12 protein-coding genes are annotated in these 14046 nt (G+C 71.7%); 7 read left to right on the top strand and 5 right to left on the bottom strand.

Annotation, left to right across the window (positions count from 1 at the left end; translation table 11 throughout):
* The first annotated feature begins 85 nt into the window (after positions 1 to 85).
* The 3 genes from AB0P18_RS07915 (at position 86) to AB0P18_RS07905 (ending at position 3878) form a co-directional block, all read left to right on the top strand.
* Complete coding sequence (locus AB0P18_RS07915) at positions 86 to 676, top strand: PadR family transcriptional regulator (RefSeq protein ID WP_344052459.1); 591 nt, start codon at positions 86 to 88, stop codon at positions 674 to 676.
* Between the two features lie 39 nt (positions 677 to 715).
* On the top strand, positions 716 to 2497 hold the full coding sequence (locus AB0P18_RS07910; RefSeq protein ID WP_363359609.1) for a DEAD/DEAH box helicase: 1782 nt from the start codon (positions 716 to 718) through the stop codon (positions 2495 to 2497).
* A gap of 64 nt (positions 2498 to 2561) precedes the next feature.
* Positions 2562 to 3878, top strand: coding sequence for a hypothetical protein (locus AB0P18_RS07905; protein ID WP_363359608.1), 1317 nt, complete (start codon positions 2562 to 2564; stop codon positions 3876 to 3878).
* 59 nt (positions 3879 to 3937) lie between these two features.
* Here AB0P18_RS07905 and raiA read toward each other — a convergent pair whose 3' ends face one another.
* The 5 genes from raiA to mtrA form a co-directional block, all read right to left on the bottom strand.
* A complete protein-coding gene (raiA, locus tag AB0P18_RS07900; RefSeq protein ID WP_344052454.1) occupies positions 3938 to 4594 on the bottom strand; it encodes a ribosome-associated translation inhibitor RaiA in 657 nt (218 codons plus the stop codon).
* 124 nt (positions 4595 to 4718) lie between these two features.
* Positions 4719 to 5399: a phosphoribosyltransferase family protein gene (locus AB0P18_RS07895; protein ID WP_363359607.1), complete on the bottom strand. Its 681-nt coding sequence runs from the start codon at positions 5397 to 5399 to the stop codon at positions 4719 to 4721.
* Positions 5400 to 5491: 92 nt separating this feature from the next.
* Positions 5492 to 7174 carry an LpqB family beta-propeller domain-containing protein gene (locus AB0P18_RS07890; RefSeq protein ID WP_363359606.1) on the bottom strand — a complete coding sequence of 561 codons (1683 nt, stop codon included), beginning with the start codon at positions 7172 to 7174 and terminating at the stop codon, positions 5492 to 5494.
* On the bottom strand, positions 7171 to 8856 hold the full coding sequence (mtrB, locus tag AB0P18_RS07885) for an MtrAB system histidine kinase MtrB (RefSeq protein ID WP_344055798.1): 1686 nt from the start codon (positions 8854 to 8856) through the stop codon (positions 7171 to 7173). Before mtrB ends, AB0P18_RS07890 begins: the two co-directional genes overlap by 4 nt.
* A 73-nt stretch (positions 8857 to 8929) precedes the next feature.
* The gene (gene mtrA / locus AB0P18_RS07880) at positions 8930 to 9610 is read right to left on the bottom strand and encodes an MtrAB system response regulator MtrA (RefSeq protein ID WP_344052447.1); all 681 of its coding nucleotides are present in this window, start codon (positions 9608 to 9610) and stop codon (positions 8930 to 8932) included.
* A 190-nt stretch (positions 9611 to 9800) separates the two neighbouring features.
* On the opposite strand from mtrA, the gene AB0P18_RS07875 reads away from it, so the two are divergent.
* The 4 genes from AB0P18_RS07875 to AB0P18_RS07860 are packed head-to-tail and all read left to right on the top strand — an operon-like array spanning position 9801 to position 14045.
* Positions 9801 to 11186 carry a glycerophosphoryl diester phosphodiesterase membrane domain-containing protein gene (locus tag AB0P18_RS07875; RefSeq protein WP_363359605.1) on the top strand — a complete coding sequence of 462 codons (1386 nt, stop codon included), beginning with the start codon at positions 9801 to 9803 and terminating at the stop codon, positions 11184 to 11186.
* Complete coding sequence (locus AB0P18_RS07870; protein WP_363359604.1) at positions 11177 to 11860, top strand: DUF4129 domain-containing protein; 684 nt, start codon at positions 11177 to 11179, stop codon at positions 11858 to 11860. Before AB0P18_RS07875 ends, AB0P18_RS07870 begins: the two co-directional genes overlap by 10 nt.
* Positions 11857 to 13065 carry a DUF4350 domain-containing protein gene (locus tag AB0P18_RS07865; RefSeq protein ID WP_363359603.1) on the top strand — a complete coding sequence of 403 codons (1209 nt, stop codon included), beginning with the start codon at positions 11857 to 11859 and terminating at the stop codon, positions 13063 to 13065. The genes AB0P18_RS07870 and AB0P18_RS07865 overlap by 4 nt, the downstream gene beginning before the upstream one ends.
* Positions 13062 to 14045 carry a MoxR family ATPase gene (locus AB0P18_RS07860; protein ID WP_363359602.1) on the top strand — a complete coding sequence of 328 codons (984 nt, stop codon included), beginning with the start codon at positions 13062 to 13064 and terminating at the stop codon, positions 14043 to 14045. Before AB0P18_RS07865 ends, AB0P18_RS07860 begins: the two co-directional genes overlap by 4 nt.
* Position 14046 lies beyond the last annotated feature (1 nt).

The raw sequence follows: 14046 nt of genomic DNA, 5'->3' as shown, positions 1-14046 counted from the left end.
CCGCGGCATCCCGAGCCGTGTCCGAGACCCTGCTTAGACTCGAGAACTGCATACCCGGTATGCACACAACGAACGGGAGCACGGCATGACGGTGAGGCAGAGCCTGCTCGCGATCCTCGACCAGGGACCCTGTTACGGCTATCAGCTGCGTGCCGAATTCGAACGTCGCACCGGGTCGGCGTGGCCGCTGAACGTCGGACAGATCTACAACACCCTCGATCGGCTCGAGCGCGACGGCCTGGTGGCAAAGGGCGATGCGGATGCCGAAGGGCACGTGTTCTACGAGATCACGGATGCCGGATCCCGCGAAGTGGACGCCTGGCTCGCCGATCCCGCCGGTGGCGCACCCGCGCGCGACGACCTGGCGATCAAGATCGCGGTGGCCGCGACCCTGCCCGGCGTCGACGTCACGGACGTGCTCGCGGCGGAGCGGCGGCAGTCGCAGAGCCGGCTCGACGCGTTGCGACGCCTCCCCCGGCCGATCGCCGAGACCGAGGCCGAGGCTCTCGCGCGCGAGATCGTGACCGACGCGAAGATCGCCCGCGCCGAGGCGGAGCTGCGGTTCCTCGATCGCGCCGCGGAGCGCATCGCCGAGCGTCCCGCGCACACGATGGCCCTGCGGTTGTCCTCCGAGCGTCCGAAGCGCGGGCGGCCGGCGAAGGCGCCCGCCGCCTGATCGCCTGCGGCCGCGCGGCCGCGCGGACTAACCTGAAGCGTGACTTCCGTCGATGAATCCGCCCAGACGCCCGCGCTGACCTTCGCCGATCTCGGATTGGGCGAGGCGGTTCTGAAGGCCCTCGGCGATGTCGGCTACGAAACGCCGTCCGCGATCCAGGCGGCGACGATCCCGACTCTGCTGTCGGGTCGCGACGTGGTGGGCCTCGCGCAGACCGGGACGGGCAAGACCGCGGCGTTCGCCCTGCCGATCCTCGACCGTCTGGATGTGTCGCAGAAGACGCCGCAGGCTCTCGTGCTCGCTCCGACGCGCGAGCTCGCCCTGCAGGTGTGCGAGGCGTTCGAGAAGTACGCCGCGCACACGAAGGGCGTACACGTCCTGCCGGTGTACGGCGGTCAGGGCTACGGCGTCCAGCTCTCCGCACTCCGGCGCGGCGTGCACGTCATCGTCGGCACCCCGGGCCGGATCATGGACCACCTCGACAAGGGCACGCTCGATCTGTCGGAGCTGAAGTACCTGGTTCTGGACGAAGCCGACGAGATGCTGAAGATGGGCTTCGCGGAAGACGTCGAGACGATCCTCGCCGACACCCCCGCGACCAAACAGGTCGCCCTCTTCTCGGCCACGATGCCCGCGACGATCCGCCGGATGTCGCAGCAGTACCTGCACGACCCCGAAGAGATCACGGTCAAGACGAAGACGACGACGTCGGCCACGATCACGCAGCGCTATCTCGTGGTCTCCTACCCGCAGAAGATCGACGCGCTCACCCGCATCCTCGAGGTGGAGAACTTCGAGGGCATGATCGTGTTCGCGCGCACGAAGAGCGCGACCGAGGAGGTCGCCGAGAAGCTGCGGGCGCGCGGGTACTCCGCCGCCGCGATCAACGGCGACATCGCGCAGGTCCAGCGCGAGCGCACCGTGAACCAGCTCAAGTCGGGCAAGCTCGACATCCTCGTCGCCACCGACGTCGCAGCCCGCGGGCTCGATGTCGAGCGCATCTCCCACGTCGTGAACTTCGACATCCCCACCGACACCGAATCGTATGTCCACCGCATCGGCCGCACGGGCCGCGCGGGGCGCACCGGCGACGCGATCAGCTTCGTGACCCCGCGCGAGCGCGGCCTCGTCCGCGCGATCGAGCGCGCGACGCGGCAGGAGCTCACCGAGATGCAGCTGCCGAGCGTCGACGAGGTCAACGAGACGCGCTTGTCGCGGTTCGACGACCGCATCACCGCGGCGCTGTCCGAAAGCGAGCGGATCGACCGGTTCCGCGACATCGTGGCGCACTACGTGCGGCACCACGACGTCCCCGAGGTCGACGTCGCGGCGGCGCTCGCCGTCGTCGCGCAGGGCGAGTCCCCTCTGCTGCTCGAGCCCGATCCGGAGCCCCGCGGCAGCGTCGGCGAGCGCTCGGAACGCGGCGAGCGCCCCGGCCGCTTCGACCGCGATGACCGCCCCGAGCGGCGTCCCCGACCGGACGGGGGGCGCATGCGCACGTATCGCATCGCCGTGGGCAAGCGCCAGCGCGTCGAGCCGAGGCAGATCGTGGGCGCGCTCGCGAACGAGGGCGGCCTGAGTCGCGGCGATTTCGGGGCGATCCAGATCCGCCCCGACTTCTCGCTCGTGGAGCTCCCGGCCGACCTCCCCGCGTCGACCCTGGACCGGCTCGCGGACACCCGCATCTCGGGCAAGCTCATCGAACTGCGCCCCGACACCGGCGCCCCGGGGCGTCGCTACGCGGACGATCGCCCTACCCGGCCGTCGCGCGACGACCGTCCGCCGCGGAAGCCGCGGCACAAGGGGTCTCCGGACGCCTGAGGACCGGCATCCGCCCACCGCGAAACCGAGCGGACGATCAGCCCCGCGAACCTAGGATCGATTCATGGCTGGTTTGTGGGGCAAGCGCAGACGTGAAGAGCAAGCGGCGCTGGATGCGCAGGATGCCGACCTCGCCCGCCGCGCCCGCAGCTCGCTCGTCGCGGTCGACGAGCGCATCCGCACGACCGCCGATGAGCTCGACTTCGCCGTCGCGGAGCTCGGCGAGGGTCCGACGAAGGACGTGCGCGACGCGCTGCAGGCCGTGCGCACGCACCTGGGCGAGGCCTTCCACCTGCACCAGCTGAACCACGACGAGATCCCGGACACACCGGAAGAGTTGCGCACGCGCAACGCGCGCATCGTGCAGCTGTGCGAGTGGGCGGACGAGCTGCTCGATGACCGGACCGAGGCGCTCGCGGCCGACATCGAACGGGTGCGTCGTGCGCCGGAGATCCTCGCGCAGGTCCGCGTCGACATCGAGACGCTCACCGAGCGTCTGCCGCACGCGCGTGTCACCCTCGATCGGCTCGCACAGCGCTACAGCGCGGCGGCGCTGCGGCAGGTGGCCGACGGACCCGATGAGGCCGAGCAGCTCCTCACCTTCGCCGCGCACAGCGCAGACGTCTCGTTCCGCCGCCGTGAGGCCGAGCGACGCGAAGAGGCGAACCTCGCGCTGGAGACCGCGACGGAGGCGGTGCGCCGCGCGGCCGCGATCATCGACGGCATCGAGGACTTCGAGATCGAGGCGCTGCGCGCCGAGTCCACGCTCGCCGATGTGATCGCGGACTCCCGCGGCGACCTGGTGGCGGCGCGCGACGCCCCCCAGGTTCCCGCGGTCACCGCTGCGGCGGCCGCGCTCGAGGCGGCGCTCGCGGCGCTGCCGCCGTCGCGCGAGAAGGCAGACCCGTTCACGCAGCTGTCGCAGCTGCGCGAAGCCAACAGCGGGCTGGATGCCGCGATCGCGGTGGCCCGCGAGCGAGCAGCGCGGCCGATCCCTTCGGTCGCGCACGTGCGCCACGCGCTGGATGACGCCGACCGTCAGATCGCGGTCGCCCGCAATGTGATCGCCGGCCATCGCGGCTGGATCGGCGCGGATGCCCGCACGAGGCTCGCGGAGGCGGAGCGGTCGCGCATCGACGCGGAACCGCTCACGACCGACGAGGACACGCGCGAGGAGGCGATGATCCTCGCACGGCGGGCGGGCGCCCTCGCGAACGAGGCGCTGCACCTCGCCCAGCGCGACATCGATTCGTCCCGTCCGCAGGATTCCGGATGGGGCGGCCAGGGCGGCGGCCGCCGTGGCGGGATGGGTGACGCGATGGGCGGCATCCTCGGGGGAATGGTGATCGGCAGCCTGCTCGGCGATTTCTTCGACGGCTGAGCCGCTCGCCCGCACATGCGAAACGGGGCGCCCCGCGGACGCCCCGTTTCGTTGCTCTGTCAGGAAACGGCCACCGGCGCGTTCTGCGTCGTGAGCGAAATCACTCCGTAGTCCCAGCCCTTGCGGCGGTACACGACGCTCGGGTGGTCGGTGCGGGCGTCGATGAACAGGAAGAAGTCGTGGCCGACGAGCTCCATCCGGTCCACGGCCTCCTCGACCGACATCCACTCCGGTTCGAACTCCTTCGTGCGGATCACGACCGGGGTGTAGTCGGGTTCGTCCTCGTTGCCGGTCACGATGGGGATCTCCCCTGTCGCGACGGCACGGATGACATCCAGCGAGGCCGGCTGCACGTCGATTCCGGAGAGCTCTCCGCTCCCCTTCTCGAACTTCGCGCCCCGCGGGTGGTTGCGCGCATCGACGCGCTTGTCCTTCGCGCGACGCAGCTGTTCGCACAGCTTGTCGACCGCCATGTCCAGCGCCGCGAACTTGTCGCCGTCGGTGGCCTCGGCCCGGACGACCGGACCCTTGCCCGCGAGCGTGAGCTCGACCGTGTCGTCCTCCATTCGGCCGTTGTGGTAGGCGCGATGGGTCACTTTGACGTCGACACGCTGCGCGCGCGGAGCGAGGTGCTCTATGCGGGCGGCCTTGTCTTCGACGACCGAGCGGAAGCGATCGGTGATACCCACTCCCACGCCGACGATGCTGGTTTCCATCCCTGACCTCCTTGTTCCGGTCCACCCGGTCAAGGGCGGACCCTGAGTCGCCTTGTGCCCCCCACGCTAGTCCGGCCGGGACCCGGTGTCACGCGATGCGCCCATGTCCGCGCTCGGTATCCCGTCAGGATCCGCTGTGAGCGCCGGAGCGTCGCGCCGTGGCCGCGATCGTCGCCGCGCCGACCACCTCGGCTCCGGCCGCGCGCAGGGCGCGTACCGCCTCCGCGAGGGTCGCTCCGGTCGTGACGACGTCGTCGAGCACGATCACCCGGACGCCGGGCGCGGCCCGCGATCTCATGACGCCCGCGACGTTGCGACGGCGCTCCTCGGCGCCGAGCGCCCGTTGGTCGGCGGACGCACGGACGGTGCGCAGCAGTCGCTCGGTGCGCAGCCCCGCGCGACGGGCGACGAGGTCGACGACGCGGTACCCGCGGCGGCGGTAGGCGGCGCGCGACGTGGGCACCGGCACGAGCACGACATCCCCGCGCGCAGACGCGAGGACGGATGCCGACGCTTCGGCCACGGCCGCGGACAAGGCGCACGCCAGGTCGCGGGCGAGACCCGTCCGCCCGTCCTCCTTGAGGGCGCGGATCACCCGCGCGGGGACTCCCGCGAAGGCCACGCCGCTCCATACCGGCACCTCGCCCGGACGCCGCACCACTCGCGGCGCGAGCGCCGCGGCACAGCGCTCGCACAGGGCGATGTCGGGGTCGTCGCAGCCGGCGCACGAGGTCGGCAGGAGGAGGGCGAGCGCATCGGCGAGTGCTTCGCGCATCGTCCTGATCGCCCAACCCGCATCACCCATCCCGGAACTGTCCCGCGCACGGACGCATCGCGGAGCGGCATCCGCTCTGCATGTGCACAACGTCCGCGCCTGCCCCGGCTGGGGAGGAGGCGCTACTGCGGAGAGCCCTGCTGCGTCGCGAGGATCGTGATCCCGCTTTCGGTGCGCTGCCAGTTCGCGCCGCGCTTGACGTAGAGCGCGCCGTCGTCCGTGCGCAGTCGCACCGTCGAGATCGACGTCGCCCCCGCGACGGATGCCGCGCCCTGCGGCGCCCCGATCGTCGTGGCTGGTCCGCCGACGAGCTGCTCGGTGAACAGCGGACCGCCGGATTCGCTGCTGAGGACGCCGACGCTCGTGTCGTCCAGCCAGGCGAGGGCGGTCCCGGAACCGGTGAGCGGACCGAGCGGAACAGCTTCGCCCAGACGCACGGGAACGGCTTCCGTCCCGCGGACGATTCCCGCGACCCACACCTCGGAGCGGCCTCCGGTGATCAGGACGGCGGCGATCCGGGTGCCGTCGCGCGAGATCGCCATCGCGACGACTTCGGATGCCGCCGGCCACGCGTCCGCGACGATGCTCTGCTGGCCGGACACCGAGAACGCCGTGAGCGCGGACGGCTGATCGCGCGGCACGCTCCAGATGAAGCCGAACGGGTCGACACCGGGATTGATCAGGCCGGAACGCGAGTCGACCACCGCGACGGGCGACTCGGCGGGCACCCGGGCGACCTCTCCCCCGACCAGGCGCACGGCGGCGACGTCGCGGTCGGCGGAGACCTGGATCGCCAGGGGATCCACGAGCTCCATCGCGTCCGAGAGCCCGGGGATCGGCGTGAGCTCGTCGCCGGCGAGGAAGCCGAAACCCGCGTCGGTCTGCACGAGCGGTGGTCCGGTCACGCGCGTGGACTGGGTCGTCGTGGCCTCGGCGCTCAGGGGTGTCGACGCCACCGACATCTGCACGGCCGAGACCCCCGCCGAGGCGAGGCTCGCCTCGAGCTGGGCCTGCATGCGGTCGAGCGTCGTCGCTTCCACCGCGAGCGCCTCCGGGGTGAGACTCACCTGGGCCACGCCGGACTCCAGCGGCACGGAAGGACGCGCGAGCGTGACGCTCTCCGGGAATGCGTCCTCCACCGCATCGGCGAGCCATGCGCTCGGCGATCCGTTCACAAGCGCGCGCGTGATGCGCGTCGCGGCGTTCGTCGTCGGGAACCAGCGCACATCGGGGACCAGGAACCGGTAGGTCGGATCGAAGTAGCTGAGCGAGTAGCGGTGGAAGACGTTCGTGAAGACATCGCGGTCGATCACAACGCCGTCCGGAGCCTCGGTGATGCGCCATTCGCCGTCGTCCTGCTGGGCGAGTCGGAACGACAGCTGGGTGATGCCCGCGTCGGGCTGATACGCGCCTGTTCCGTCGACGCTCCCGACGGACGCGATCGCGACCTCGACCGCCCCCTCACTCGTCGGGATCGACTCGCGATCATCGGGGAGGTCGATCGTGACGCTCGCCTCGGGATTCCACGTCTCGCGGATCGACGGCGCGAGGAACATCCGGGCGACCTCCCAGTTCGCGGCCGGTCCCGGCCCCGAACCCGCGCGGATGAAGCCCTCCACGATCTGCTCCGGCGATGCGCCCGGTTGCGGCTCATCGGGGCGGAACAGGAACTCCGGCGATCCGGCGTCCTCGCCCGCTGAGAGCCCGGGGTTCACCGGGCCGCTCATCGGCAGCCCGGCACACGCGGAGAGCACGAGCGCGCCGATCACGAGCATCGCCGACAGGATGCCGCGCCGCCGGCTCACGACGCACCCCCGCGGCCCGAGGCCTCGGCGGCGGCATCCATCGAGACGATCTCGATCGGCTGGGTGAGCCCGAGCGCATCGATCGCGGCGATCGCGTCGTCACCCGGGTCGACCGGCACCGGGGAGGCGGCCGTCAGGTGGCCGGACTGACGCGGCAGCGTGAGCACGAAGTTGGACCCGCGGCCGAGTTCGGACCAGACCGACAGCTCACCGCCGTGCAGTCGTGCGTCGCCGAGGGCGATCGAGAGACCGAGGCCGGTCCCGCCGATCGTCCGCGTGCGAGACGGGTCGGCGCGCCAGAAGCGGTCGAAGACACGGTCGACGTCCTCGGGCTTCATACCGAGCCCGAAGTCGCGCACGCCGATCGCGACGGCCTGCTGGTCGCTGTCGACCGTGATCACGATCGGCCTGCCCTCGCCGTGCTCGATCGCGTTGCCGATCAGGTTGCGCACGACCCGCCGCACACGTCGCGGATCCATCTCCACCGGCGAGTACCCGCCGGGGGCGACGAGCCGGATGTCGCTGCCGTGCTGGTCGGCGAGCTGCTGCATGGAGCCGATGACGTCTTCGGCCAGGTGGGCGAGACTCGTGGGCTCGAGTTCGAGCTGCACCGACCCGGCGTCGTAACGGCTGATCTCGAGCAGATCGGTCAGGAGCGTCTCGAAGCGCTGCACCTGCGCGTTGAGCAGTTCGGCCGCGCGCGCCGTGGCCGGGTCGAACTCGTCGCGCTGATCGTTGATCATGTCGGCGGCGAGGCGGATCGTCGTGAGCGGCGTGCGCAGCTCGTGGGAGACGTCCGACACGAAGCGCTGCTGCACGAGCGAGAGGTCGGCGAGCTCCTTGATCTGCGACTCGATGCTGTCGGCCATCGCGTTGAACGATCGACCGAGGGTCGCCAGCTCGTCCTCGCCGCGCACCGGCAGTCGCACGCCGAGCTCTCCGGACGCGAGCTTCGCACTCGTGTCGGCCGCCTCGCCGATCGGGATCGTCACCGAGCGCAGGACGAACCACGAGATCGCCCCGATCAGGACGATGAGCGAGATGCCGACGATCCACAGGGTCGCCTGCACGAAACCGAGGGTCTGCGATGCGCTGCCGAGGTCGTATGCCAGATAAAGCTCGTAACCGCCCACGTCCGGTACGGACAGCTGCTGCCCCACGACGATCCCGGGCACGGGCCCGTCCGTCAGGGGAAGCGACACCGACTGCCACCACTGCTGGTTCGCGGAGGACTGCACTGCTTCGCGGAGTCCTTCGGAGATGACGTCCTCGGTGAGCCCCCGCACGGTGAAGTCCTGGGGCGCGAGCTGAGAGGGGGTCCGGTCGATGCGGAACGCGGCGATCAGGTCGGTGGAGGACCGCTCGGCGAGCGTGTCGCGGACGCTGGTCATGAGGTTCTGGATCTGGATGCTGTCGCCCTGCACCGCCGCGGCGTCCAGCGTCGCCTGCGCCGCTTCGGTCGCGCGCTGCGAGTCGGCGAGCACCTGGTCTTTCCTGGCCTGGAACAGATCGTTCTGGATCGCGAGCGCCATCCAGATGCACGCCACGAGGATCGCGAGCGCCGTCAGGGCGAGGGTCACCAGGATCGTGCGGAACCGCAGCGACCGGCGCCAGAGGCCGGCGAGGTCATCGGGCCAGGCACGCCAGTTGCGCCATGCGATCAACGGGCGACGAGTCTGCACGACCGGCTGCGCGAACGTCCCGGTCGGCACGCCGGCGGTCGTCCCGGGGACGCCGACGGGAGGCACGACGACCTCAGACCACGGCGCCGGCGCGGTAGCCGACGCCGCGCACCGTCGTGACGATCTTCGGGTTGTCGGGGTCGAGCTCGACCTTGGCCCGCAGGCGCTGCACGTGCACATTCACCAGGCGGGTGTCGGCCTTGTAGTGGTAGCCCCACACCTGCTCGAGCAGCATCTCGCGCGAGAACACCTGCTGCGGCTTGGAGGCGAGCGCGACGAGTAGTTCGAACTCCAGCGGCGTGAGCGCGATCGGCTCGTCGTGGCGCCGCACCTCGTGCGCGGCGACGTCGACCGTCAGATCGCCGATGCGCAGCGTCTCGTTCAGCGGCTGCGCGGCCGGCCGGAGGCGCGTGCGGATGCGGGCGACGAGCTCCTTCGGGTTGAACGGCTTGACGATGTAGTCGTCGGCGCCGGACTCGAGACCCTTCACGACGTCGGCCGTGTCGGTGCGGGCGGTCAGCATGATGATCGGGATGCCGGACTCGGCGCGCACGCGCGTGCAGATCTCGATGCCGTCCATGCCGGGCAGCATGAGGTCCAGCAACATGAGGTCGGGACGCTCTTCCCGCCAGATGTCGACGGCCTTGAGCCCGTCCGCGCAGAAGACCGTGTCGAATCCCTCGGTGCGCAGGACGATGCCGATCATCTCGGCCAGGGCGGTGTCGTCGTCGACCACCAGGATGCGTGATGTCATCTCGCGCGTTTCAGTCCTTTGCGTCCGGCCGGGGGCACGGCACTGCTCGCGCGTCCCCGTGCGCTCCCCACAGAGTAGTCGAAGACGCCTGAAGACAGGCCGAGGGGGCGCTCGGCGGACGCTGAAGCGCCGCAGAACCGTCGGAAGGGTGTGAAACGATGGGGATCCACGATCACGAGGAGGCGCATCCGTGACCGCCTATCCGGCCTGGACCCCGGCGTCCCGCCCCGGCATCATCCCGCTCCGGCCCCTGACGTTCGGCACGATCCTCGGACGCTCGTTCGCTGCGCTCCGCCAGAACCCGCGCGTGCTCCTCGGCTTCGCGCTGTGCGTGCAGACCGCGGCGTACATCCTCGTCCTGCTGGGTGTGGGCGCGGTCGCCCTCGCCTCCTTCACCCGCCTGGACACGCTGCGCGACGGCACGGACGAGTTCAACGCCGTGCTGGCCGGGTCGGTCGCGGTCACCGCGATCGCGGCGTTCGTCCTGGGCCTGGCCTCGGCGGCGCTCGGCGTGATCGTGCAGGGCATCGTCGTCACGGAGGTCGCGCACGCCGCCGTCGCCGAGAAGCTCACTCTGCGCGCCCTCTGGCAGCAGCTCAAGCCCGTGGTCTGGCGTCTGATCGGCTACTCGTTCCTGCTGACCCTGGCTGTCCTCGTCGTGATCGCCGTCGTGGCCGCCGGTGTGATCGCGGTGGGGGCGGCCGCCCTCCCCGTCGCGATCGGACTCACCGTGCTCCTGATCCTCGCGGCGGTTCCGCTCACGCTTTGGCTCAGCACGAAGCTCCTGCTCGCGCCCGCGGCGATCATCCTCGAGCACGCGACGATCCGCGGCGCCGTCGTCCGTTCGTGGACGCTCATCCGCGGGCGCTTCTGGCCGGCGCTCGGCATCGTCGTCATCATCTCGCTCACGTTCGGCGCGATCGCGCAGGTGATCAGCCTGCCGTTCTCGTTCCTCTCCAGCGGCCTGACCACGATCATCGCGCCGACCGGAGCCCCGGAGCCGAGCGCGATCATCGCGATCATCGCCGGCGCCGTCCTCACCCAGGTCGTCACGCTGCTCATCCAGTCCGTCGCCGTCGTCGTCCAGGCCACCGCCACCTCGATCATCTACATCGACTGCCGGATGCGGCGCGAAGGCCTCGACCTCGACCTGCTCACCTACATCGAGCGGCGCGACGGCGGTGCGACGGCCCTCCCCGATCCGTATCGCGAGAACGTCGGGCGCGAGATCGCTCCGCGCCCGACGGCGTACGCCCCGGGCTACGGCGCCTACCCGCCGCCTCCGTACCCGGGCCCGTCGGCCGCTCCGGGCTACGCGACGGCCCCCGGCTACGCTCCCGCCCCCGGCTACGCGCCAGCCCCTGGTCACCCTCCCGCCCCGGGCTACGCGCCCGCGCCGGGTCACCCTCCCACCCCGGGCTACGCGCCCGCGCCGGGCTACGCGCCTCCCCCGCCGTATTCACCGCCCCCGGCATCCGCCGCGCCTCCGGATGCGACGGACGACGCCCCGCCGACCCGCTGGACGGCGCCGGGAGCGCGTCCCGACAGGGCCGACCCCGACTCGCCGTGGTCCTGACCGCCCTTTCGCGCCTGTCCGCCTCCGTCCCGCCCCTCACTCCGGACGGCGACGAGGCGCGCCGGTGGGCCGAGCAGGAGCTCTCCGATCCGGCGTACGCCGCGGCTCAGCCCACGCCGCTGGACCTCATCGCTCGCGCGGTCGGCGATTTCTTCGCCTCGCTTTTCGGCACCCAGCTCGAGGGTGAATGGGGTCCGTGGGTCGCGCTGATCGCCGCGATCGTCGTGGTCCTCGTGATCGTGGCGGCGTTCCTCATCTGGGGAGTCCCCCGCGCCACCGGGCGGCGCCGAAGGGCGGAGGACCCGTTCCGGACCGACGACGGCCTGTCCGCCTCCCGATTGCGTGACGACGCCGCCGCCCGCGCCGCGGCCGGCGAGTGGGACGCCGCGATCGTGCTGCGCTTCCGCGCACTCGCGCGCGGGCTGCTCGAGCGCGGCGCCGTCGACACCCCGCCCGGAGCAACCGTGCACGCCTTCGCGCGGTCGGCCGCACGAGCGTTCCCCGCCGAGGCCGATGCCCTGGAAGGGGCCGCGGCGGGCTTCGACGACGTTCGCTACCTGCGTCGTCCCGGCACCTCCGAGCTCTACGCGCGCATCGTCGCGGTCGACGAGCAGGTGACCCGCACCCGCCCCGTGCTGCCCGAGTCCGCAGGTCTCACGGAGGCGGCCCGATGACGGCGGCGACCGTGGCCGCCGATCCGGCATCGGGCACGACAGCGCCTTCCCGGCGACGACGCGTCACCGCGTGGATCGCGATCGCCGCCGTGCTGATCGGCGTCGGGATCGCAGGCACGGCCCTGGCCGGCCTCGGCCGCTGGAGCGAGCGGAACGTGCTCGATCCCGAGTCCGCCGGTCCCACCGGCGCGCGAGCCCTCGTCGAGATCCTCCGCGACCGAGGAGTCGACGTCACCGTCGTCCGCGACCGCGCCGCAGCGCGCGAGGCGCTGCAGCGCGGCGCGGCCACGCTCGTGGTGCCCGACGCACCGTCCCTGTCCGACGACGGCTTCACCGCGGTGACGGATGCCGCCGCCGACGTCGTCCTGATCGACCCGCGCGCCCGCACACTGCGACTGCTGCTGCCGGGATCGTCGACGTCGGGCGTGGGGCCGGGCACCGTCGTCGACGGCGCCTGCGCCCTCGCCGCGGCCGAGCGCGCGGGCGGCGTCGCACCCGGCGCGATCTACCAGTCCGGCGCCGGTATCGACGCGTGCTACCCGACCGGAGGCGGCTACGGACTGCTCTCCGGCACACGAGACGGTCGTCCGCTCACGGCGGTGGACGGGCGGGCGCTCTTCACGAACGAGCATCTCGCCGAGAACGGCAACGCCGCCCTCGCCGTCAACCTGATGGGACGGCATCCGACGGTCATCTGGTGGATGCCCACCCTGACCGACACCGATCTGAACGACGGCGATCCGTCGCTGGGCGAGCTCACCCCGCCGTGGGTGAGCCCGGTGATCGTGCTGCTGCTGGCCTCAGGGGTCGCGGCGGCGATCTGGCGCGGGCGGCGCTTCGGCGCGCTCGTCGCCGAGCGCCTCCCGGTGACCGTCCGCGCGGGAGAGACCACCGAGGGCAGGGCGCGGCTGTACGCGCACGCCCGGGACGCGCTGCACGCCGCCGACCAGCTGCGGATCGGCGCGCTGTCCCGGCTCGCCGCGCTGCTGGGCCTGGGCCCGCAGGCGGCGGCCGGAGAGATCGCGGATGCCGCCGCCGCGCGCACCGGATGGGACCGCGGCGCCGTGCGCGGCATCCTGATCGACGAGACACCCCGCACCGACGCCGATCTGGCGGAGCTGCACCGACGGCTGAAAGACCTCGAACGGGCCGTGCACGTGCGTGTGCGACCCGAGACCGCACGTGACGAAAGGACCACCCGATGAGCGATCCGACCCCGCCCCCGACCGCAGACGACGCCGCCCTGCGCGAAGCGATGAACCGGGTGCGCCTCGAAGTCGGCAAAGCCGTGATCGGCCAGGACGGCACCGTCACCGGGCTGCTGATCGCTCTCCTCTCGCGCGGACACGTGCTCCTGGAGGGCGTCCCGGGTGTGGCCAAGACCCTGCTCGTGCGAGCCTTCAGCACCGCCCTCGGGCTCGACACGAAGCGCATCCAGTTCACGCCCGATCTCATGCCCGGAGATGTGTCCGGATCCCTCGTGTACGACGCGAAGGCCGGCGAGTTCGAGTTCCGCGAAGGACCGGTCTTCACGAACGTCGTCCTCGCCGACGAGATCAACCGCACGCCGCCCAAGACCCAGTCGGCACTGCTCGAGGCGATGGAGGAGCGGCAGGTCTCCACCGACGGCGTGACCCGGCGGCTGCCGGACCCGTTCCTGGTCGCCGCGACGCAGAACCCGATCGAGCAGGAGGGCACCTACACGCTCCCCGAGGCGCAGCTGGACCGGTTCCTCCTCAAGCTGATCGTCGAGATCCCCGCGCGGGACGCCGAGCTCGCCGTCCTCCGCCGCCACGCCGAGGGCTTCGACCCGCGCGACCTCGCCGCGGCCGGGATCGGACCGGTCGTGAGCGCCGCCGAGATCCACGCGGCACAGCGGGCGGCGGCATCCGTCACGGTCTCGGACGACGTCCTCGGCTACGTCGTCGACCTCGCCCAGGCGACCCGTCGGAGCCCCTCCGTGCAGCTCGGCGTGAGTCCGCGCGCGACGACCGCGCTGCTGGCGGCGGCGAAGGCGTGGGCGTGGCTCGGCGGATACCCGGCGATCACCCCCGACCACGTGCAGACGATGCTCGTGCCGACATGGCGGCACCGGCTGAGGCTGCGACCGGATGCCGAACTCGAGGGCGTCTCGGTCGACGCGGTGCTCGGTTCCGTGCTGCAGCAGACCCGCGTTCCGATCTGAC

It is taken from the genome of Microbacterium sp. NPDC064584 (genome assembly GCF_040687315.1).
Taxonomy (GTDB): domain Bacteria; phylum Actinomycetota; class Actinomycetes; order Actinomycetales; family Microbacteriaceae; genus Microbacterium; species Microbacterium lacus.
The sequence above is the reverse complement of the archived record's forward strand: the minus strand, read 5'-3'. Positions and strand labels throughout refer to the sequence as shown.